The organism is Gallaecimonas mangrovi, assembly GCF_003367375.1.
Lineage (GTDB): Bacteria > Pseudomonadota > Gammaproteobacteria > Enterobacterales > Gallaecimonadaceae > Gallaecimonas > Gallaecimonas mangrovi.
Genome location: NZ_CP031416.1, coordinates 2068058 through 2086362 on the forward strand (window position 1 = coordinate 2068058; position 18305 = coordinate 2086362).

Genomic DNA, 18305 nt, shown 5'->3' on the forward strand with positions numbered 1-18305 from the left:
ATAATAAGGTGTCCTTTCTCTGTATGGGTAACACCATGAAAAGTTGGTCTCTTCGTTTAAAAATCCTGGCCGTCACTGGCCTCTGCTTTTTCTTGTTTTTTGTCGCTGTTACATGGCAAAGCCTTTCTGCCTTACAGCAAAACATCAATAAGTCATTGGAAGACGAAGTAAACCTGTTCTCTAACACCTTTAGTAGCAGCGTTGGTGATTGGATCAGCGACCGCCGCCAAGCCATGATCAAGCTGGCAGACTCCATCGCCCAGCACCCGGATATTCCAAGTTATGTATTCTTGGACCAAACCAAGGAAGGACTCGGTTTTTCACTCACTTATTTGGGGACGCCCGCTGGCGACATGTACCGTAACGATCCCAATTTAAAAAGTAAGCCCGGCTATGACCCTCGCGTACGCAGTTGGTACAAGGGCGTTATGGAAACCAATGGCAGCTTTTTAACAGCCCCTTTTGTCTCGGCCACTAACAATCAATACGTTGTCACCCTGGCCGAGCCAGTGCGCCGCGACGGCCAAATCGTCGGTGTGGTGGGCGGTAACTTGCCCTTAGACCAGTTAACCAAACACGTGAATGCACTCAAAGTACCGGGTGACGGCTACGCGGTATTGGTCGATAAAAGCGATCAGGTTATCGCTCACCCAGATGAAAGCCGCCGCTCAAAAAAGGCGTCTGACATTACTGCTGATTTTGCCGGTGGCCCACTGGAGGCATTGGTGAAAGACCATCGTCTTAACGAGCGCAAACTCGATGGCCGCTCCCGCTACATTTTTGCTGAAGATATTCCCAACTCCAGTTGGACACTTATCTTGGTAATGGATAAAGACACCTTAATGGCCCCGGTGCGTAAGCAGCTCTACACCCAGGTGGGTATCAGCGTGCTGATACTGGTGGTGGTGGTGCTGATTTTGTCCTGGCTGATAAAAATGCTGCTTAGCCACTTGGACGATATCACCCGTAACCTTGATGCCATTGCTAACGGTAATGGTGACCTGACCATCCGCCTGAAAGTACAAAGCGAAGATGAAATTGGCCGCCTGGCCATCAGCTTTAACCGTTTTGTTGAACAGTTGCATGGCATTATCAGCCGCCTTAAAGGCGCCTCGCAGCAGCTATTAAGTGAAGCGGAACAAAGCTCCATCGGCTCTAAGCACCAGAATGAGCGCATCCAGCGCCACCAGAGTGAAATACACATGGTGGCCACCGCTGTAACAGAAATGGCATCGGCCACTCAGGAAATTGCCTCTAACGCCGAACAAACTGCCGTGTCGGCACGTAACTGTGTGGGGTTAAGTGAATCGGGCCGCCGCCAGGTTGAGCAAAGCCAGCGTTCAATTGAAAGCCTGGCCGCCGAAGTTGCACGAGCCAGCAGCATTATTGGCGACCTAAACGGCCATGCCCAAAACATCAACTCCATTCTTTCTACCATCAGTGGCATTGCCGAACAGACCAACTTACTGGCACTTAACGCCGCCATTGAAGCGGCTCGCGCTGGCGATCAGGGCCGCGGTTTTGCGGTGGTTGCCGACGAAGTGCGGGTGCTTTCACAGCGCACCCACAGTTCAACGCAAGAAATTCAAACCATGATTGAATCCTTGCAAGGGGCCGCAACCAAGGCGGTAGAAGCCACCGATAAAGGCAGCGCCATGGCCGATAAAAGCGTTACCGACGCCGAAGCGGCGAACCAAAGCCTGGGTGAAATTCTCTCCGCCATCCATCAAATCAATGACATGGCCGCACAAATTGCCTCAGCGGCCGAAGAGCAAACATCGGTAACCCAAGAGATCAGTCAAAACTCTGAAGTGATCCGTAGCGTCGGTGATGAAATGTCGGTCGCCAGTAACGAAGCCACAGAGCGCGCCGACGAGTTACGTAGCCTTGGCATGCAAGTGTCAAAAGAGGTGGATAAGTTCAAACTCTAACTCGCTAAAAGGCTCCTTCGGGAGCCTTTTTTATTTGTCTGTAATACCCTAGCCTGACAGCACCTTTCAAAGGATATCGAGCAATGGCAAGAAGCCCGCTGCAGTTTCCCAGCAAAGTACTTTTTGAATGCCCGCTTTCCCTGCGCATTAGTGACATTAATTATGGCCAGCATCTTGGCCACGATACCTTGGTGAGTCTTTGTCATGAAGGGCGTTGTCGCTGGCTGGCAGCGCATGGCATGACAGAAGGCAACATTGATGGCGCCGCGCAAGTGGTTGCCGAGCTAAGCGTGAATTACCTTGCCCAGGCTTTTTACCCAGAGCAACTGACCATGGCACTCGCCGTTGGTGACCTTAGCAGCAAAGGAGCTGAAATTTTTCAGCAGCTTCGCCGTGAAGACGGTGTCATCGTTGCTATCAGTAAAGTGTCGGTGGTGTTTTTTGATGTTAAAGCCCAGGCACCGGTGGCGATACCTGAGGCGTTTAAAGCACTGCTTTAAACCGGCGTGAGTGTAAGAGGACGAGGGTCGATATCACTTTGCGGGTGATGATGGCCCTGCCGCCCCGCTTCTATTAATGCCAAAGCGGCGAGGCTGCCCGTAACAGGCCAGCTAAGGGCTGCCCCTAAGGCTGCCGGTTTTATCTCGGTCAGTTCTTGCGCCAGTGCTTTGAGTAGCAGCCGCTGCCCGTCACCGCTGCGCTGCGCGGCTTTATTCAGGCTTTCTTTGCACCATGTATCGTTAATCATCCCCACTCGCCCAGGCACCAACAGGCCGAGCCGTTTTGACAACCAAAGGCCGCAATAGCCACTGTTATCGCCCGCGCCCAGCGCAAAGAGCGTACCGGCTGGCAACCACAATAAATCCCCCTGGTTAAGGCGGTAATAGGCCTTACCTAGGCGCACTACGCCCTGCCCTTGTTGCCAAAGCACCAATAAGTCGGTGTCCAGGCGCTGGCGCGCCGACAAGCGCGCTTTAGCGACGGCGACATTGGCAAGAGTCAGGGGTAGATACATTGTTTATATTCCTTTTCGAGCATCAATAAGGGCGTTACGCGGCGTTGTGTTTCTGTCGGTAAAAGCCCCCAAACGGACTTGATAGCCGGCTTCTTCTAAAAAGCAGACTCTATCGAGCAGCAACCAAAATTCTAAGGGCCAGCGATACCAGTGGCGCACCCAATCAAGGCGCGCTACAACCGCTTGACGCTGGCGGCCGGCATCAAGGTAGCGTTGCCAAGCAACTTTCGCTGGCAGGGTTAGCTGTTTCTGTGCGGCCGCCCACTGCGCAAACACACTAAAGTCGTTGGTTAACAGCGATTTGGGAATGTTGGGCACGCTCAGGTAAGCATCAGTTCCGGTTAGCTCTCTCTGCAAGCAGTCAAAAGCTAACCGGAACCATTGTTCGGTGTGGCGCAGCCGCTCTGCGCGCTGGCCGCCGGTAACCTGTTGTTGCAGTGGCAAGCGCAAATCAAAGGTGCTGAGCGCTAAGTCAAACCCTTGGCCTGCTTTTGACAGCGGCTGATATTGCGGGCTGCGAATAAGGTGGTAACAACAGGGCGAAATACTGATAGCTGGCGCCTTGTTCTTTACAGCCTGCTGTAAAAGCGTGCAGTGTAAATCGCCGCAAGCATGTAGCGCCATGGCATGGTGATTGGCTGTAATAAGGTGCTGACTTTTGTCAGCAAAGGCATCGGCGCATTCAAAGTGCTGACTAAAACCGCCCTTGGTAGCTAATGCCTGGCCTTGCTGGCAAAGCTCGGCTTGCCATTCAAGGGACGTTACTGGGTGGCCTTTTGATGCAAATACTCGGCCCAAGTGGCCTTTACCAGCGCACCACTCCAGTACCGGGTGTTCTACCGGCACCGCGGCCGAAAAGTCTTTTATTTGCTGCCATTTACGGCCAGCGATACCCACCCCAAGACGCGAGTCGATATTGCACTGTTGGTGGTCGTAGGCCGGTAATGTCGGTGTTAGCCACGCAGGTAATCCAGGACGGTACTGCGCCACCAAAGCACTGATTGCATCGCTGTCCATCGCCTCGAGTGTTTGCGGTTCAAGGTCCTGTAAAAAAGCCAATTCAGGCCACGGCCAATGCGCAGTGGCAAAGGGCACAAATTGCCAGTCAGCCCGGTTGGCTGACAGCAATTCGGTTAAGGCTTTGAACGTATCAATATGGCGCTGCATGGCGGCGCATTATACGTAATGGCCGCCGGTTTTTTACTGCTTTTCAAAAAACAGCGTGACTTCACCCACCGGCAAGCCGAATTTATGCATGGTAGTACGGTTCATCAGATGCTTGGCGTCCAGTTGATACATCCAATCATCCATACCGACATTCATGGTGGAGCCGTCATCAAGGGTCAGTTTTAAGGTGTAGGACCATTGAAACGCCAGGCCAACGGCTTTGCCTTTGGCGGTGCCGATAACATCGCCCGCCGTGCCTTGGTAATGGCCATCAGGGAGCTTTTTTAGGGTCCAGACTCGGCGCTGTTTGCTGCCATCACTATAAGTAAAGTCCTCGTCCAAGGTACCGGTATCGCCTTGCCAGTGGCCTTCAACCACCACCGTAAAACGTTTAATGACCTTGTTGTGATAGTCCTGAAACATACCGTGGGCTATCACCTTGCCATTAAAAAACTGCTCTAATTTCAGTTGTGGTTGGCTACCTTGGTAATCCTCTACGCCCGCGGCGCAGCCACCTAGCATCAGGCAAAATACCAACATTAAGGTACGCATTATTCCTCCTTGCCCAGCAATTTTTGCCGAAGCGCTGGTGCCCGGGTTTTATCGGATAACCAGATAGCCAAAAAGGCAGGGCCAAATTGCGGATCGGTGTTGGTGGCCAAAAGCTGGCCGTTTAACAAAAAGCGGGTTTGCTTGGGGCTGACATCCATTCGTAAGACATCGCCCTTTTTAACGTTTGGACAATAGCGCTTAAACCAGTCAACCCAGGGTTGTTGGTAAAGACCGAGGTGGCGCCACTCTTTGCCGGTTTGCTCGACAATGTCCTGGGCATCAATGTTGCGAAGATAGGTCAGCGATAGCGCTTGAGAGCTACCGTCGGTGAAATAGCGGGCGTCGTAGATATCCCAAAAAAGATATTCAAAGCGCCCCTCGCCTTTTAGCTGCCATTGGCCAACGGCAGGTAGTGCAATGAGTAACAGCACCCAGAGCTTTTTCATGCCAGGCTCCTTAGCGCTTGGCGCATTAAAAACGGCCACAGCAATGCCCAAACAGCGGCGAGTGTCAGCAGGCTTAGCCAAAGCGGCCAACCAAACTGCGCCGCCCCCAGCCGTACGCCAGCCCAATAAGCAAGGGGCCCGCCAATGGCGCCAAAAACAGCGTTAAGCCACAGCCGGCCTTTGAGCCAAGCCAAACTGTGGTTTGGCAACATGGCAAGGGCTGCCCACAGCGCCACCAGCCAGAGCGGAATAAATAGCGGCCCGACGGCAAACTCAAAGAGCCCCAAAAGACCTAGACTGCCGTCTACCACTACCCCGGCAGCCATAAACAGCAACATTAGCTTGCCATCAGCTTTTTTCAGCGGCGTTAAATACAGGTGCAGGGCCAATAGCGCCAGCACTGGCCAGGGGCTTTGTAAAACAACCGCTGCCAACCAGGCCAGCTGGTAAAAAACCAGATTTAGCAGCCAATGCACTGGCGGTTACCGGGCCGGGTAGCAACCAGATGCACCACCGAAATGGCCCGCTCCCAAAATCCGCCTTCGCAATAGCAAAGGTAGTAATCCCATAACCGTTTAAAGCGGTCGTCAAAACCGTGGCGGCGCAGCTCGTCAAAAGCGCCATGAAAACGTTCACGCCACTGGCAAAGGGTACGGGCATAGTCAAAGCCGAAGTCGTGCAGGTCACGCACCACAAAGTCGGTGTGCTTGGCCATTAACCCCAGCATGCGGCTGTTAGAGGGCAAGCAGCCCCCGGGGAAGATGTAACGCTGAATAAAATCAACCGACCGGGCATAGCTGTCGTAGCGTTGATCGCTAATGGTGATCGCTTGGATAAGCATCACCCCATTGGGTTTGAGTAACGATTGGCACTTTTTGAAAAAGCCCGGCAGGTATTTATGCCCTACCGCTTCAATCATCTCGATGCTCACCAGTTTGTCGAACTGGCCGCCAAGGTCCCGGTAGTCATCTTTTAACAGCACAATGCTGTCACTAAGGCCTGCCCTTGCCACCCGTTCAAAGGCCTCTTGATACTGCGCATCGGAGATGGTGGTGGTGGTAACATGGCAGCCATAATGCTTGGCCGCATGAATGGCAAGCCCGCCCCAGCCGGTACCAATCTCCAACACTTTATCGCCGGGTTTTAAATCAAGCTTTTTACAGATCTGTTCTAAGCGGTAGTGCTGAGCATCTTCCAAGGTGGCATCGGGATGCGGATAGATAGCCGCGGAATACATCAGGCTGTCATCCAAGAAACTTTTATAAAGGGTATTGCCCAGGTCGTAGTGCGCCAAAATGTTCTTTTTAGAACCGCTGCGACTATTACGATTGGCAAGATGTTTAATGCGCTGCACGGGCCATGTCAGCCAAGCAAGGCGCCGTTCCAGTTGGTCGAGCAGCGGCAGGTTTAGCACCATAATACGCACTAAAGCCGTTAAATCATCGCAGTGCCAGTGCCCTTCAATATAGGACTCGGCAGCACCAATACTTCCCCCAAACAGGGCTCGCGAATAGAACTGGCCATCGGTAATTTTAAGGGTGGCTGACGGCAGAGCGTTTCCGAACACAAACTGGCCTTCAACATCTTCAATGACTAGCCGCCCTTGTTGCAGATGGCTAAATAAACCGAACATGGTTCTGCGCGCCAGACGCTGAGCAAAAGTCAGGCTGTAGGTAAAAACGCGCCGCTGTGATTGGCTTACCGGTTCCGTCATTTTGAGTCCTTGGAGTAGCTGTAAAATTTCACGCCTTTAAGGGCTAATTTCAGTGCCTGCCAGTAAATGCCCAGTACCACTGTTGCTGTCATAACCGGCTTTGCCAGCAGTTGCCGGCGCACCGTTTTGCGCTCCAGAGCCTTTCGCTCAAGCGCAAGGGTTGCATCAAATACGTGCCCGCGGCCGTCATGGTTTTCTAAATGCACTAAAAGTTGTTTGCCAGGTGCAATGAGTCGCCACCGATACTGCTGTTCGATAGGGTTAAACGGGGACACATGAAAGTTTTTCTGATGAGCAGCCACCTCACCGTCTACCACGTTAAAGCAGTAACAGTGCCGCTCGTTCCAGGGCGTGTTAGAAACCTCGGCCAAGAAATGGGTCCAATTGCCCGCCTCATCAAAACCGTAGTAAAAGTTCACCGGACTAAAATAAAGGCCCAGAGTGCGAAGATTTAAAAGACCAAATACCTTGCCGGAAGGTGCCGTTCCTAACTGTTCTCGCCACTGTCTTCGCGCGCTGGCAGACAGTGATTCACGGCTGTCCCCCAGATAGTCAGGGCGATAAAAGCGGGCCAAGGCGAAACGCGTGCTCGAAAACCACCGCCCCTGGTCGGCAGGCATTTCATCTAAGTCCAAATACCACATAAAAAACGGATAACTAAAGCGGTGGCTTTTGGGTAAGTGACGCCGATGCCTGACGTGCCCCACGTAAAGCGCGCTGGTCATGGTGTAACACCCAGCGCATCGCAAACTCGAAGCGCACTTTTAACGCCGTCTTCATGAAAGCCGCTAAACCAGTAGGCCCCGCAGTAATGGATGCCATCAACACCGGAGATTTTTTGCCATTTTTCTTGCGCACCAATGGCAGCCAAAGTGTAAACCGGGTGTGCATATTGATAACGACCCAACACCGTATCAGCCGCGACTTCATCATTTAAGGTCACCAAATAGTGCTGCTTTTTATTAAGCCGCTGCAGAATGTTCATGTTGTAGGTCACCACCGCTTTATCGCGGCTGCGGCCCATTCGGTAATTCCAACTGGCCCACGCCGCCTGACGTTTCGGCAGATGGCCGATATCGCAGTGCAACAGCACGCTGTTTTCGCTGTAGCCAAGCTGGCCCAACACCTGCTGTTCTAATGCCGTTGGCGAGGCCAGCATTTTTAACGCCTGGTCGGAGTGACAAGCCAGTACCACTTCATCAAATACCCAGTCTTGGCCGTCACTAATCAGCCTGACTTTGCCTTCAAAACGCTCGATTCGGTGAATGGGGGTATTTAAGTGAATGCGCTCTTTAAAAGGCGCGACTAAGGGGGCGATATACTGGCTTGAACCCCCTGCAATGGTGAACCACTGCGGACGGTTAGCGACATCAAGCAACCCATGGTTTTCAAAGAATTGGGCGAAAAACTGCAGCGGGAAGCCGCGCATGTCATCAAGCCCCATCGACCAAATAGCAGCGCCCATCGGTAATAAGTAATTTTCGATAAAAAGCGGCCCATAGCCGCCCTTTTCCAAAAAGGTGCCAAGGGTTTGGGCGCTGGGGTTATTGATCTCCTGCTTGGCAGCCTTATTAAAACGCAGAATGTCACGAATGAGCCGCCAAAACGCCGGCCGCAACAGGTTACGCTTTTGGGCAAACAAGGTAGCGAGGCTATGGCCGTTGTATTCGAGGTTGGCTTTATCGTTACGTACCGAAAAACTCATCTCAGTTTCTTGGTAAGGCACCTTCAGTTCGGCTAACAAACGCTGGAAATTGGGGTAAGTTCGGTCGTTAAACACAATAAACCCAGTATCAATAGCGCTTTTTTCCCCAGCGTGTTCGATATCCACGGTGTGAGTGTGGCCACCCAAGTAGTCAGCCGCTTCAAAAAGCGTGACTTCATAGTGGCGAGATAAGTAATAAGCGCTACACATGCCGGCAATGCCGGAACCAACAACGGCAATACGTTTCATGATTTGCTGATCCTTTTGGCAAGCAGCCGCCAGCAGTGCTGAGGCAATAGCCCCAGCACTTTTAATGGCCAGGTAAAAGGTTTGGGAAAGTGAATGTGCCGCTGCCCTTTTTCAATGCCGCGGCGGATGGCCACTGAAGCCGCTTGAACACTGACTTGCATCGGCATGGGGAAGTCGTTTTTATCGGTCAGCGGCGTTTTGACAAACCCCGGAAAGACACTGGTTACCGCCACGCCAAAAGGCGCCAGGGTAATATCGAGGGTGTCAAGCAGATAACGGATAGCCGCTTTAGATGCCCCATAAGCTTCCGCCCGTGGCAGCGGTACGAAAGCCGCCGCAGAGGCCACACCAACCAACCTCGCGCCCTCGGTTTGCCTAAGGGCTGGTAACACCGCTTCAATGCAATGGGCCATGGATTCAACATTGGCCCTTAACACCCGGCTAAAGGCTGCCGAGTCAAACACCGGCATGTCCAGGTATTCACAGGTACCAGCATTAAGAATGGCCAAATGCAGCCCACTTTGGCCCGACAGCGAGGCCAAGACGGCCTGACGGTCGGTTAAATCGACGCTAATAGTGCGAATGCCATTGGCGGCCAGCTCGCTAAGCGCGTCAGGGTTGCGGCCAACAGCAATGATATCGTGGCCCTCGGCGGCATAATCGAGCGCCAGTTGTTTGCCAATACCCGAGGTGGCGCCGGTTATCAGTATCTTCATTACCCTAGCCTCCTTTTAACGAAACGCACCAAGCCGCCAATAACAGGCAAACGCTCGTAAAGCATGGCGCCAAGGTCAAAATAGTCGCGGTGGTGAGTCACCTGCCCTTGGCTGTTAAAAACCAAATGGCTGGCGCCTTCGAAGCTGTATTTTTCGCCGCGATTAAGGCGAGGATGGCGTAATTCCAGAGTCCATTGCACCCAGGCCTGAACCCCTTGTATTTGGGTACTTTGATAAACAAAAGTCACCGCATCGACGTTGTCGTATAGCTGCTCAAAGTAATGAGTAAGCGCCGCGCGCCCGGCAATTTTTTGCGCCGGATCTTCAAACGCCACGTCATGGCTGTACATTTTTTCCAGCAGGTGCAGATTGCGCCGGTTAAGCTGCTGATAGTGGCTTAAAAACTGATACAGTGCCGCCTGCATCATGCCTCCTTAACCGCTTTAAACATGGCCAGGGTTTTTAGCCGCGCTTCCTTGTGTACCACTATCGGCGCCGGATAAGCGTCAGTGGCGCGCACACCACTTGGGTCAAAAATGGCGCTGTCACTCAGCGGCGCAAGTTCTGGGATCAAGTTACGGATAAAGCGGCCCTTGGGATCAAAGCGTTTGGCCTGTTCTGTGGGGTTAAAAATACGAAAATAAGGCGCGGCATCGGTGCCGGTGCTGGCTGCCCATTGCCAGCCACCGTTGTTAGCAGCAAAGTCGCCGTCGATAAGGTGGCGCATAAAAAAGGCTTCACCGCGCCGCCAATCGAGCTGTAAATCTTTAACGAGAAATGACGCCACTATCATCCGTAACCGGTTATGCATCCAGCCGGTCTCTAGCAGCTGACGCATGGCGGCATCGACAATGGGATAACCAGTGCGCCCTTGGCACCAAGCGTTAAAAGCCGACTCATCCTGGCTCCAGGCAATGGCATCGGTTTCGGTTTGAAAAGCCTTCCCTTTGACCACCTGCGGAAAATGAAAGGCAACGTGCTGATAGAAATCACGCCAAACCAGCTCGCTAAACCAGGTTCCGGCACCGCTGGCGTCGGCCCAGACCTGGTCGCCATGTTCGTGCAGCAGTCGCCACAGGCACTGGCGCACCGAAATCAGGCCAATCGATAGCGCTGCCGACAGCTTGGAGGTCATGTCTAATTCGGGAAAGTCACGCTGACTTTTATAATCGGCCACCCTTTCAGTAACAAACTGGCGCATGGCGGCCAAAGCTTGCACTTCATCCCTTGGCCAGGGCGCTAACTGCTGGTCCCATTTGGCGTCTGAAAACACCGGCACCGGCGGGGCTGCTATCGCTTGGCCCTTTATTCTTGCTGACACCTCGGGAATGCCCGTCAGCAACTGGTTTTTTAGCTGCTTTTTAAAGGGGGTAAACACCCTATAGGGCTGCCCCTGGCCGGTAAGTACCGTGCCGGGCGCCGTCAATAGGCTGTCGTGATAAAAGTGGCAGGCAACATCAAGGGCGGCGCGCACGGCTTCATCGCGGGCAATTTCGTTAACTAAATACTCGTGGTTGGCATAAAGCGCCGTAACGGTGTTCTGGTGGCAATACTGAGCCAGGCACGCGGATACCCCAGCAAAATCCTCAACGGACAGCACATCAAGGGCGATACCTATTTTTGCCAACTGCAGCGCCAATGCTTCCAGCGCCTTGTTAATCAGCCGCACTTTCACCGGCGCCATGTGGTGACGCTGCCATTGCTCTGGCGTCACCACAAAGACGGCCCGCACCGGCATGCCGCTGGCAACAGCCGCGCAAAGCGCTTTGTTATCGATGCTGCGAAGATCGTTTCGAAACCACATCAGTGCCGTCATAGCGCCTCCTTAAGAGAAAAGGCCCCCGGTAGCACCGACATACTGGTTTCAGGAGGATGTTTGATAGCACCAATGAAACACTGCGCTGGGGCCAATGCCGCTAATGCTAATTGCAGTTGTGAAGGGGATAACTGCTCACCTAAGTCCACAAGGTTATAACGCTGGCAAAGCAGCGCTTTTACCATGAGCCGCCAAAGAGTGGGCAATGGGCCAGCCAGAACCGCAAGGGGCCTTTTTTGTGGCTGGGCAAGGCGGCAGATACCGGCCAAGCGCAAGCTTAACTCGCTTTCTAAAAGACTACGGGCAGCCAATGAAAAAGGCCCCTCTGGCCAATGCTCCAGCTGCTGCCAGAGCGCGTCACAAGCGATACCCAGCGGATGCTCTTTTAGCAATACATCCAAAGACTGGCGCAGCGCGCCGGCATTAAGGCTTTGAGCTTGTGCCAGAATGGGTGTGGCAATGGGGGCTGCAACAGGCTCACCAATGCCTTTTAAAAGCTGCTTGATGTCCTTTAGACCCACGCCCATGGCGAGATAACGACGAATTTTGGCAATCTTATCCAGCTCCGTTACCGGATAAAGCCGATGCCCTTTTGGCGTGCGCTGCGGCTTTAACAGCCCATAGCGGCGCTCCCAGGCTCGTAAGGTAACGGGCAATACGCCGCTACGTTCGGCTAGCTCGCCGATTTTTAACAGTTCAGAGTCCATAACGTAATTTAAGGTCAGCAGGATAAGGGTGCAGATAACTTTGCTCGGCAAGGTAAGGCACCGGATGCAAACGCAAGTGATGGTTGATAAGGGTTAAAGGCGCCATCAGCGGCACCAGGCCCTGACGGTAGTCGTCTATGAGGCTGGCCAGTTCCTGCTTTTCTGCACCACTTAGCACTTTCTTAAAAAAGCCCTGCAAGTGCATCAAGGTGTTGGCGTGGTCTTTTTTACTGGCGGGGTGTTTGAGCGCCGCCATAAAGCGGCCGATATATTGCTCCGCCACCGCCATTACGTCGTCTTTGCTGGCACTGGCGATAAGCGGGCCAAGCTGGCGGTAAAGCGGCTGGTTATGGGCCAACAACAAGAACTTATGTTGCCGGTGAAACGCCATCAGGTCAGAGGTTGTTAAGCCCTTCGCCTTAAGCTGCTGCCATTGGTGATATGCCATCACCCGCATCACAAAATTTTCGCGAAGCAATGGGTCATGTAAACGGCCGTCTTCTTCAACCGGTAAATTGGGGTAAAACGCCATTAGCGCTTTGGCATAAACCCCTACCCCTACCTTCCCCAAACCGTCGCCATTTTCACGGTAAACCCGCACCCGCTCCATACCGCAAGTGGGGGATTTGGCACAAAGAATGTAGCCGCACAAGTTGGCCAGCTTAGGTAAGGTTTGCTGAGTAAAGGCATTGAGTTGGTCGGTAACATCCAGGGCCAAGTCTTTTGTCCCTTGCACCCTTGGCCTGTCAGGGTGACCGACCAAACGGATAGTCGGCCTGGGAGTGCCCATGCCGATAGCCATTTCCGGGCAGATTGCAACGAAGCGAAAGTGCCGGCCTAATTCGTCAGCAATAAAGCGCGACAGCTTGTGGCCGCCGTCAAAACGTACTTTTTCACCCAGCACGCAGCTGCTAACACCCACCGGTATCGTCATCCTCGCTCCAAAATCTATACAGCGTTTTATAAATGTATAAGTTTTATCTTGTGAGCTTAGCTACGTGTACAAGAACTGCCAGGATCAATCCGCTAAAAAATTTCCCGTGGTAATCTCTAGTGCATGGAAAAAATCCGCTTTCCCCCTGACGATGTCCAAGGGATGCTCAATTGGCTCTGCCATTCTCCAGCGCTACTTAGCATTGGTGATAGCGCCTGCCTGCCAAACCCTGGCCATATTGACCTTGAGCGTTTAGCCGAAGACTTAGCCAAGACCGCGCGCTTGGGTAAACGCTTTGAGTTATTGGTCAGTGCTGTGGTTGAAAGCAGTGGCCAATACCAAATACTGGCCAGGGACCAAGCCATTACGGTTAACAAACGCACCGTCGGCGCGCCGGATTTACTGCTCAAAAATCTCAGTAATGGCCAACTTGAACACTGGGAGCTGACGGTAAAATTTTATTTAGGATTAGAAAAAGGTTGGCTTGGACCGGGACAAAAAGACTGGCTGGAGAATAAGGCTGCACATTTGGCCCAGCAGCAGCTGGTATTGCTAAACCGGCCTGAGACGCAGCCTTGGCTAAAACAATACGGTGACAAGGTGAGCAGCACCCGGCTTTTAAGCCGCGGCATACTGTTTGGAGAAGGTCCTGACTACGGTTGGCTGGCTAAGGGTTATCGCCACGGAAATTGGTACAAACCCAGTACCTTGCCGCAAAGACCCTGGCGGCAACTTAGCCGCTGGCAATGGATAAGCAATACCAACGATGTTGCCCTGCCCTTACTGGCCATGCCAATTCAGGCACCGATTATGCTACAAGATCCCCAGAGCCAGCAACGACACATGCTGGTACCTGAAAATTGGCCTGACAACGTAAAAGGAGAGCCCTAAGGCTCTCCTTTTCGTTTTATTGCCCAATCTCTTCAACTCGGCTTTTAAGTTTCTGGCCGGGACGGAATGTCACCACCCGTCTGGCAGAAATGGGGATGTCTTGACCGGTTTTTGGATTACGGCCGGGACGTTGATTTTTGTCCCTGAGTTCAAAGTTACCGAAACCGGACAACTTCACTTGCTCACCGTTTTCCAATGCCTGGCGGATCTCCTCAAAGAACGACTCCACCAGTTCCTTGGCTACCCGTTTGTTGATCCCAAGCTTGGTAAAGAGGTGCTCGGCCATTTCTGCTTTGGTCAGCGCCATAGATCACTCCCTTAAGGATGCGTTGAACTGGCTTTTCAGCGCGTCAATAACTTTGGCAAGCACGTCGGCAATTTCGCCGTCTTCCAAAGTACGCGCCGGGTCCTGAAGCGTGAGGCTTACTGCAAGGCTCTTATGGCCTTCGGCAACGCCCTTCCCGCTGTACAGGTCAAACAAGTTTACGTCAACTACTTGTTTTCCGCCAATTTTTTGCACTACTTCGAGAATATTTCCTGCAGAAATCTCGTTTTTCACCACCAGAGCGAGGTCACGGCGGTTCGCAGGGAAGCGAGAAACCGGTTTTGCTTCGGGAATTTTGCGCTCACCGAGCATTTCCCATTGCAATTCAAAGACCAAGGGCTGGGACTTCAAACCAAGGGCTTTCGCAGCGGCAGGGTGCAAGACACCAAAATGGCCGACCAGCTCATCACCGCGCAAAATCTTGGCACTTTGCCCCGGATGCAGCGCGCCAAGGTCGCTACGTTCAAAACGAAATTCATCAGTTGCCGCCGTCATGGCCAGCAGCTGCTCGATATCGCCTTTGAGGTCGAAAAAGTCGCTACCGCGCTGCTCCATGGTCCAGTGCTCACCAAAAGCACTACCGGTGATAACACCGGCCAGCATTTTTTGCTGTTTGAGTTCACCATCACGGGTAATAAAACGCAGGCCCGACTCAAACAACCGTACCCGGCCTTGCTGGCGGTTCTGGTTATAAAGCACCGCTTGCAAGAGGCCCGGCAACAAAGACACCCGCATCGCTGACATATCGGCAGAAATGGGATGCGGCAGAATTTGCGCTTGTTCGGTTGGGAACAGGGTCGCCTGCGCTTTAGGTTCAACAAAGCTGTAGGTAATGGCTTCTTGATAACCTAAATCAACCAGCAGCGTTTTCACCCGCTGCAGGTTAAGCTCGGCCTCGCGATGGCGATTCATCAGCAACTTCGCTTCTGGCGCTTTATTGGCAATGTTGTTGTAACCGTAAACCCGCGCCACTTCTTCGATAAGATCTTCTTCAATGGCCATATCGAAGCGATAACTTGGCGCCGTTACCGTCCACTTTTCGCCATCAAATTGCGGCTTGGTGCCCAAACGCGACAAAATTTCTGTGACTTTATCGTCGCCAATCTTTGCGCCCAGCACTTTCGCTAAACGCGCTTTTCGCAGCACAATTTGCCCGCTCTTGGGCAAGTGCTCTGCAGAGACAGCCTCAACCACAGGCCCGGCTTCACCACCGACGATATCCAGCAGCAAGGCCGTAGCGCGTTCCATTGCCTTATTAGTCAGCGCAGGATCAACACCGCGCTCGTAACGGTGCGAGGCATCGGTATGCAAACCATACTGACGCGCCCGGCCGGTAATAGCGTCAGGCGCAAAAAACGCGGCTTCCAAGAAAATATCCTGGCTGCTGCTGGTGACCCCGGAGTGCAAACCGCCAAAGATACCGGCCATGGCCAGTGCCTTGTTATCATCAGCGATCACTAGGGTATTTTCACTTAGCTCAACTTCCGACTCGTCCAACAAGGTGAGCTTTTCACCTTTGGTTGCCAGACGCGCGTGAATACCACCGTCAATAGCTGCTAAATCAAAGGCATGCAGCGGATGGCCGAGCTCAAGCAGCACGTAGTTGGTGACATCGACAACGGCATCGATGCTGCGAATACCACTGCGGCGAAGGCGCTCAGTGAGCCACAGCGGGCTTGGGCGGCTTAAATCTACACCTTTAATGACCCGGCCCAGATATTTAGGGCAAGCATCAGCGGCTTGCAGGCTAATGGCCAGTTTGTCGCTAATGCTGGCGGCAACCGGAGTGCAGGCAACCTCGGTAACGTCGAGGTTATTAAGTACACCCACTTCGCGAGCCAGGCCCAAAAGCCCCAGGCAGTCGGCGCGGTTAGGGGTTAAATCCACTTCGATAGCGTTATCGTTCAGATCCAGGTAGTCGCGAACATCACTGCCAATTTCAGCATCTGCTGGCAGTTCAATAATGCCATCGGCTTCGATATCAATACCCAGTTCGGTGAAAGAACAGAGCATGCCGTGGGAAGGCTGGCCACGTAATTTCGCTTTTTTAATTTTAAAATCGCCAGGCAATACCGCGCCGACTTTGGCAACCGCCACTTTCAGCCCTTGGCGGCAATTAGGCGCGCCACAAACGATATCCAGCAGCGCTTCTTCGCCGACATTGACCTTGGTTACACGCAGTTTATCGGCGTCAGGGTGTTGGCCACATTCAACCACTTCCCCAACCACTACGGTGTGAAAAGCACCGGCAACAGGTTCAATACCGTCAACTTCCAAGCCCGCCATAGACAACTGCTCAGACAGCGTCTGGGTATCAATTGCCGGATTTACCCACTGGCGCAGCCAATTTTCAGAAAATTTCATGACTCTCTCCCTGCCTTAGTTGAACTGCTTCAAGAAACGGACATCGTTCTCGAAGAACGCCCGCAGGTCGTTAACGCCGTAGCGCAGCATGGTCAGGCGCTCCACGCCCATACCAAAGGCAAAGCCGGTGTATTTTTCCGCATCAATCCCTACCGCTTTAAGCACGTTGGGATGCACCATGCCGCACCCTAAGACTTCCAACCATTTACCGTTTTTACCTTTCACATCCACTTCGGCAGACGGTTCGGTAAAGGGGAAGAAACTGGGGCGAAAACGCACTTCTAAGTCTTCTTCAAAGAAGTTCTGCAAGAAATCGTGAAGAATGCCTTTGAGGTCGGCAAAAGAAATATTCTCGTCAACCAGCAAACCTTCCACCTGATGGAACATCGGCGTGTGGGTTTGATCGTAATCGTTACGATAAACGCGGCCCGGGGAGATAATGCGCAGCGGCGGCTGTTCTACTTCCATGGTACGAATTTGCACACCGCTGGTTTGGGTACGCAGCAGCATGTCTGGGGTGAAGTAGAAGGTATCGTGGTCAGCCCGCGCCGGGTGCGAAGGCGGAATATTCAGGGCATCGAAGTTGTGAAATGCATCTTCAATTTCGGGGCCTTCCTTAACCGCAAAACCGAGTTCGCCAAAGAAGGTTTCGATACGAGCAATGGTGCGGCTAACCGGGTGCAAGCCGCCAATAGGCTGACGACGGCCAGGCAGGGTAATATCGACCTGCTCGGCGGCCAGCTTGGCATTAAGTTCAGCCTGGGCCATTGCGTCTTTCTTCGCGTTCAATACCTCTTGAACCGCTTGCTTGGCTTCGTTAATTACCGCGCCAGCCTTGGGCCGCTCTTCTGGGCTCAAGTCTCGCAGCGATTGCATTTGCAGGGTTAACAGCCCCTTTTTGCCCAGGTAATCGACCCGGATGGCATCCAGTGCCGCCATGTCCGTTGCCGCTTCAATTGCAGCTTTGGCCTGGCTGACGATCTCGTCAAGATGTTGCATGGCGTCCTCGTATCACAAACAAAAAAGCCTCCCGTTTGGGAGGCCCTGATTTTCCTTTAGCTTCGTCTTCACCAAAGTAAGGCCCCCTGAATTCAGGAAGTAAAGAAGAAGCTAAAGAAAAACGGATTTTGCATGGGGTTTAGTCTCAATTAAAAAAAGGGGGCCGGAGCCCCCTCCGTCTTAAAGTGCTGCCTTGGCTTTTTCAACCAGTGCAGTGAAGGCGGCTTTATCGTGTACAGCGATGTCAGACAAAATCTTACGATCGATTTCCACGGAAGCTTTCTTCAGACCGTTAATGAAACGGCTGTAGGACAGACCGTTCTGGCGGGAAGCCGCGTTGATACGGGCAATCCACAGCTGACGGAACTGACGTTTTTTGGCACGACGGTCACGGTAAGCGTATTGACCGGCTTTGATCACGGCCTGGAAGGCAACGCGATAAACACGGCTACGGGCGCCATAGTAACCTTTGGCGGCCTTCATTACCTTCTTGTGACGGGCGCGAGCAGTTACACCACGTTTTACTCTTGGCATCTCAAATCCCTCTCAATTACAGGTTAGGCAGCATACGGTCGACCAGCGGCTTATCCGCAGCGGTCACCTGATGAGAATTACGCAGCTGACGCTTACGCTTGGTGGATTTTTTAGTCAAGATGTGGCGCAGATGAGACTGCTTGAACTTATAGCCACCAGATGCAGTTTTTTTGAACCGCTTGGCAGCGCCACGATGGGTCTTCATTTTAGACATTACGAATAACTCCGCATTGTTAATAA

At 52.8% G+C, this 18305-nt stretch carries 21 protein-coding genes and 1 other annotated feature; of the genes, 3 read left to right on the forward strand and 18 right to left on the reverse strand.

The genetic code is table 11. The features are described 5' to 3' along the window. Window positions 1–35 precede the first annotated feature (35 nt). Window positions 36–1931 carry a methyl-accepting chemotaxis protein gene (locus DW350_RS09870; protein ID WP_115720608.1) on the forward strand — a complete coding sequence of 632 codons (1896 nt, stop codon included), beginning with the start codon at window positions 36–38 and terminating at the stop codon, window positions 1929–1931. 83 nt (window positions 1932–2014) lie between these two features. Continuing rightward, the gene (locus tag DW350_RS09875) at window positions 2015–2431 is read left to right on the forward strand and encodes an acyl-CoA thioesterase (RefSeq protein ID WP_115718705.1); all 417 of its coding nucleotides are present in this window, start codon (window positions 2015–2017) and stop codon (window positions 2429–2431) included. On the opposite strand, the gene DW350_RS09880 is transcribed toward DW350_RS09875, so the two are convergent. The 13 genes from DW350_RS09880 to DW350_RS09940 all read right to left on the reverse strand — a co-directional run bounded on the left by DW350_RS09880 (window position 2428) and on the right by DW350_RS09940 (window position 12952). After that, window positions 2428–2946: an AraC family ligand binding domain-containing protein gene (locus DW350_RS09880; protein WP_115718706.1), complete on the reverse strand. Its 519-nt coding sequence runs from the start codon at window positions 2944–2946 to the stop codon at window positions 2428–2430. The genes DW350_RS09875 and DW350_RS09880 overlap by 4 nt on opposite strands. Window positions 2947–2949: 3 nt before the next feature. Beyond that, window positions 2950–4113 carry a class I SAM-dependent methyltransferase gene (locus DW350_RS09885; RefSeq protein WP_115718707.1) on the reverse strand — a complete coding sequence of 388 codons (1164 nt, stop codon included), beginning with the start codon at window positions 4111–4113 and terminating at the stop codon, window positions 2950–2952. 33 nt (window positions 4114–4146) lie between these two features. Beyond that, window positions 4147–4665, reverse strand: coding sequence for a DUF3833 domain-containing protein (locus tag DW350_RS09890; RefSeq protein WP_115718708.1), 519 nt, complete (start codon window positions 4663–4665; stop codon window positions 4147–4149). Next, on the reverse strand, window positions 4665–5111 hold the full coding sequence (locus DW350_RS09895) for a chalcone isomerase family protein (RefSeq protein ID WP_115718709.1): 447 nt from the start codon (window positions 5109–5111) through the stop codon (window positions 4665–4667). Before DW350_RS09895 ends, DW350_RS09890 begins: the two co-directional genes overlap by 1 nt. Then, complete coding sequence (locus DW350_RS09900; RefSeq protein ID WP_115718710.1) at window positions 5108–5587, reverse strand: DUF2878 domain-containing protein; 480 nt, start codon at window positions 5585–5587, stop codon at window positions 5108–5110. Before DW350_RS09900 ends, DW350_RS09895 begins: the two co-directional genes overlap by 4 nt. Beyond that, window positions 5572–6744 carry a class I SAM-dependent methyltransferase gene (locus tag DW350_RS09905; protein WP_336407002.1) on the reverse strand — a complete coding sequence of 391 codons (1173 nt, stop codon included), beginning with the start codon at window positions 6742–6744 and terminating at the stop codon, window positions 5572–5574. Before DW350_RS09905 ends, DW350_RS09900 begins: the two co-directional genes overlap by 16 nt. Window positions 6745–6821: 77 nt before the next feature. Continuing rightward, window positions 6822–7550, reverse strand: coding sequence for a DUF1365 domain-containing protein (locus tag DW350_RS09910; protein ID WP_115718712.1), 729 nt, complete (start codon window positions 7548–7550; stop codon window positions 6822–6824). After that, window positions 7547–8779, reverse strand: coding sequence for an NAD(P)/FAD-dependent oxidoreductase (locus tag DW350_RS09915; RefSeq protein ID WP_115718713.1), 1233 nt, complete (start codon window positions 8777–8779; stop codon window positions 7547–7549). Before DW350_RS09915 ends, DW350_RS09910 begins: the two co-directional genes overlap by 4 nt. Next, a complete protein-coding gene (locus DW350_RS09920) occupies window positions 8776–9495 on the reverse strand; it encodes an SDR family NAD(P)-dependent oxidoreductase (RefSeq protein ID WP_115718714.1) in 720 nt (239 codons plus the stop codon). The genes DW350_RS09915 and DW350_RS09920 overlap by 4 nt, the downstream gene beginning before the upstream one ends. After that, on the reverse strand, window positions 9495–9923 hold the full coding sequence (locus tag DW350_RS09925) for a nuclear transport factor 2 family protein (RefSeq protein ID WP_336406933.1): 429 nt from the start codon (window positions 9921–9923) through the stop codon (window positions 9495–9497). The genes DW350_RS09920 and DW350_RS09925 overlap by 1 nt, the downstream gene beginning before the upstream one ends. Beyond that, window positions 9920–11311: a deoxyribodipyrimidine photo-lyase gene (gene phrB / locus DW350_RS09930; RefSeq protein WP_115718716.1), complete on the reverse strand. Its 1392-nt coding sequence runs from the start codon at window positions 11309–11311 to the stop codon at window positions 9920–9922. Before phrB ends, DW350_RS09925 begins: the two co-directional genes overlap by 4 nt. Continuing rightward, entirely contained in the window at window positions 11308–12018 is a 711-nt protein-coding gene (locus DW350_RS09935; RefSeq protein ID WP_115718717.1) for a MerR family transcriptional regulator, read from the reverse strand. Before DW350_RS09935 ends, phrB begins: the two co-directional genes overlap by 4 nt. After that, window positions 12008–12952, reverse strand: a complete 945-nt coding sequence (locus DW350_RS09940) for a YbgA family protein (protein WP_115718718.1) — start codon at window positions 12950–12952, stop codon at window positions 12008–12010. The genes DW350_RS09935 and DW350_RS09940 overlap by 11 nt, the downstream gene beginning before the upstream one ends. Window positions 12953–13075: 123 nt before the next feature. On the opposite strand from DW350_RS09940, the gene DW350_RS09945 reads away from it, so the two are divergent. Next, the gene (locus DW350_RS09945; protein ID WP_115718719.1) at window positions 13076–13843 is read left to right on the forward strand and encodes a DUF1853 family protein; all 768 of its coding nucleotides are present in this window, start codon (window positions 13076–13078) and stop codon (window positions 13841–13843) included. 16 nt (window positions 13844–13859) lie between these two features. Here the strand turns inward: DW350_RS09945 and ihfA are convergent, their stop codons facing one another. The 5 genes from ihfA to rpmI all read right to left on the reverse strand — a co-directional run bounded on the left by ihfA (window position 13860) and on the right by rpmI (window position 18279). Next, on the reverse strand, window positions 13860–14150 hold the full coding sequence (gene ihfA, locus DW350_RS09950; protein ID WP_115718720.1) for an integration host factor subunit alpha: 291 nt from the start codon (window positions 14148–14150) through the stop codon (window positions 13860–13862). 3 nt (window positions 14151–14153) lie between these two features. Then, on the reverse strand, window positions 14154–16532 hold the full coding sequence (gene pheT, locus DW350_RS09955; protein ID WP_115718721.1) for a phenylalanine--tRNA ligase subunit beta: 2379 nt from the start codon (window positions 16530–16532) through the stop codon (window positions 14154–14156). 15 nt (window positions 16533–16547) lie between these two features. Next, entirely contained in the window at window positions 16548–17531 is a 984-nt protein-coding gene (gene pheS / locus DW350_RS09960; RefSeq protein ID WP_115718722.1) for a phenylalanine--tRNA ligase subunit alpha, read from the reverse strand. 17 nt (window positions 17532–17548) lie between these two features. Further along, window positions 17549–17669 (reverse strand) — a sequence feature (Phe leader region). Window positions 17670–17711: 42 nt separating this feature from the next. After that, complete coding sequence (gene rplT / locus DW350_RS09965; RefSeq protein WP_115718723.1) at window positions 17712–18065, reverse strand: 50S ribosomal protein L20; 354 nt, start codon at window positions 18063–18065, stop codon at window positions 17712–17714. Window positions 18066–18081: 16 nt separating this feature from the next. Next, entirely contained in the window at window positions 18082–18279 is a 198-nt protein-coding gene (gene rpmI / locus DW350_RS09970) for a 50S ribosomal protein L35 (protein ID WP_115718724.1), read from the reverse strand. Window positions 18280–18305: the final 26 nt, after the last annotated feature.

Coding starts and splice junctions, on each gene's coding strand:
- DW350_RS09905 (WP_336407002.1), bottom strand. CDS start 6,744: ATGTTCGGTTTATTTAGCCATCTGCAACAAGGGCGGCTAGTCATTGAA.
- rpmI (WP_115718724.1), bottom strand. CDS start 18,279: ATGTCTAAAATGAAGACCCATCGTGGCGCTGCCAAGCGGTTCAAAAAA.
- ihfA (WP_115718720.1), bottom strand. CDS start 14,150: ATGGCGCTGACCAAAGCAGAAATGGCCGAGCACCTCTTTACCAAGCTT.
- DW350_RS09895 (WP_115718709.1), bottom strand. CDS start 5,111: ATGAAAAAGCTCTGGGTGCTGTTACTCATTGCACTACCTGCCGTTGGC.
- DW350_RS09875 (WP_115718705.1), top strand. CDS start 2,015: ATGGCAAGAAGCCCGCTGCAGTTTCCCAGCAAAGTACTTTTTGAATGC.
- DW350_RS09890 (WP_115718708.1), bottom strand. CDS start 4,665: ATGCGTACCTTAATGTTGGTATTTTGCCTGATGCTAGGTGGCTGCGCC.
- DW350_RS09880 (WP_115718706.1), bottom strand. CDS start 2,946: ATGTATCTACCCCTGACTCTTGCCAATGTCGCCGTCGCTAAAGCGCGC.
- pheS (WP_115718722.1), bottom strand. CDS start 17,531: ATGCAACATCTTGACGAGATCGTCAGCCAGGCCAAAGCTGCAATTGAA.
- DW350_RS09935 (WP_115718717.1), bottom strand. CDS start 12,018: ATGGACTCTGAACTGTTAAAAATCGGCGAGCTAGCCGAACGTAGCGGC.
- DW350_RS09910 (WP_115718712.1), bottom strand. CDS start 7,550: ATGACCAGCGCGCTTTACGTGGGGCACGTCAGGCATCGGCGTCACTTA.
- phrB (WP_115718716.1), bottom strand. CDS start 11,311: ATGACGGCACTGATGTGGTTTCGAAACGATCTTCGCAGCATCGATAAC.
- DW350_RS09885 (WP_115718707.1), bottom strand. CDS start 4,113: ATGCAGCGCCATATTGATACGTTCAAAGCCTTAACCGAATTGCTGTCA.
- DW350_RS09915 (WP_115718713.1), bottom strand. CDS start 8,779: ATGAAACGTATTGCCGTTGTTGGTTCCGGCATTGCCGGCATGTGTAGC.
- DW350_RS09940 (WP_115718718.1), bottom strand. CDS start 12,952: ATGACGATACCGGTGGGTGTTAGCAGCTGCGTGCTGGGTGAAAAAGTA.
- rplT (WP_115718723.1), bottom strand. CDS start 18,065: ATGCCAAGAGTAAAACGTGGTGTAACTGCTCGCGCCCGTCACAAGAAG.
- DW350_RS09920 (WP_115718714.1), bottom strand. CDS start 9,495: ATGAAGATACTGATAACCGGCGCCACCTCGGGTATTGGCAAACAACTG.
- DW350_RS09925 (WP_336406933.1), bottom strand. CDS start 9,923: ATGATGCAGGCGGCACTGTATCAGTTTTTAAGCCACTATCAGCAGCTT.
- DW350_RS09870 (WP_115720608.1), top strand. CDS start 36: ATGAAAAGTTGGTCTCTTCGTTTAAAAATCCTGGCCGTCACTGGCCTC.
- DW350_RS09945 (WP_115718719.1), top strand. CDS start 13,076: ATGGAAAAAATCCGCTTTCCCCCTGACGATGTCCAAGGGATGCTCAAT.
- pheT (WP_115718721.1), bottom strand. CDS start 16,532: ATGAAATTTTCTGAAAATTGGCTGCGCCAGTGGGTAAATCCGGCAATT.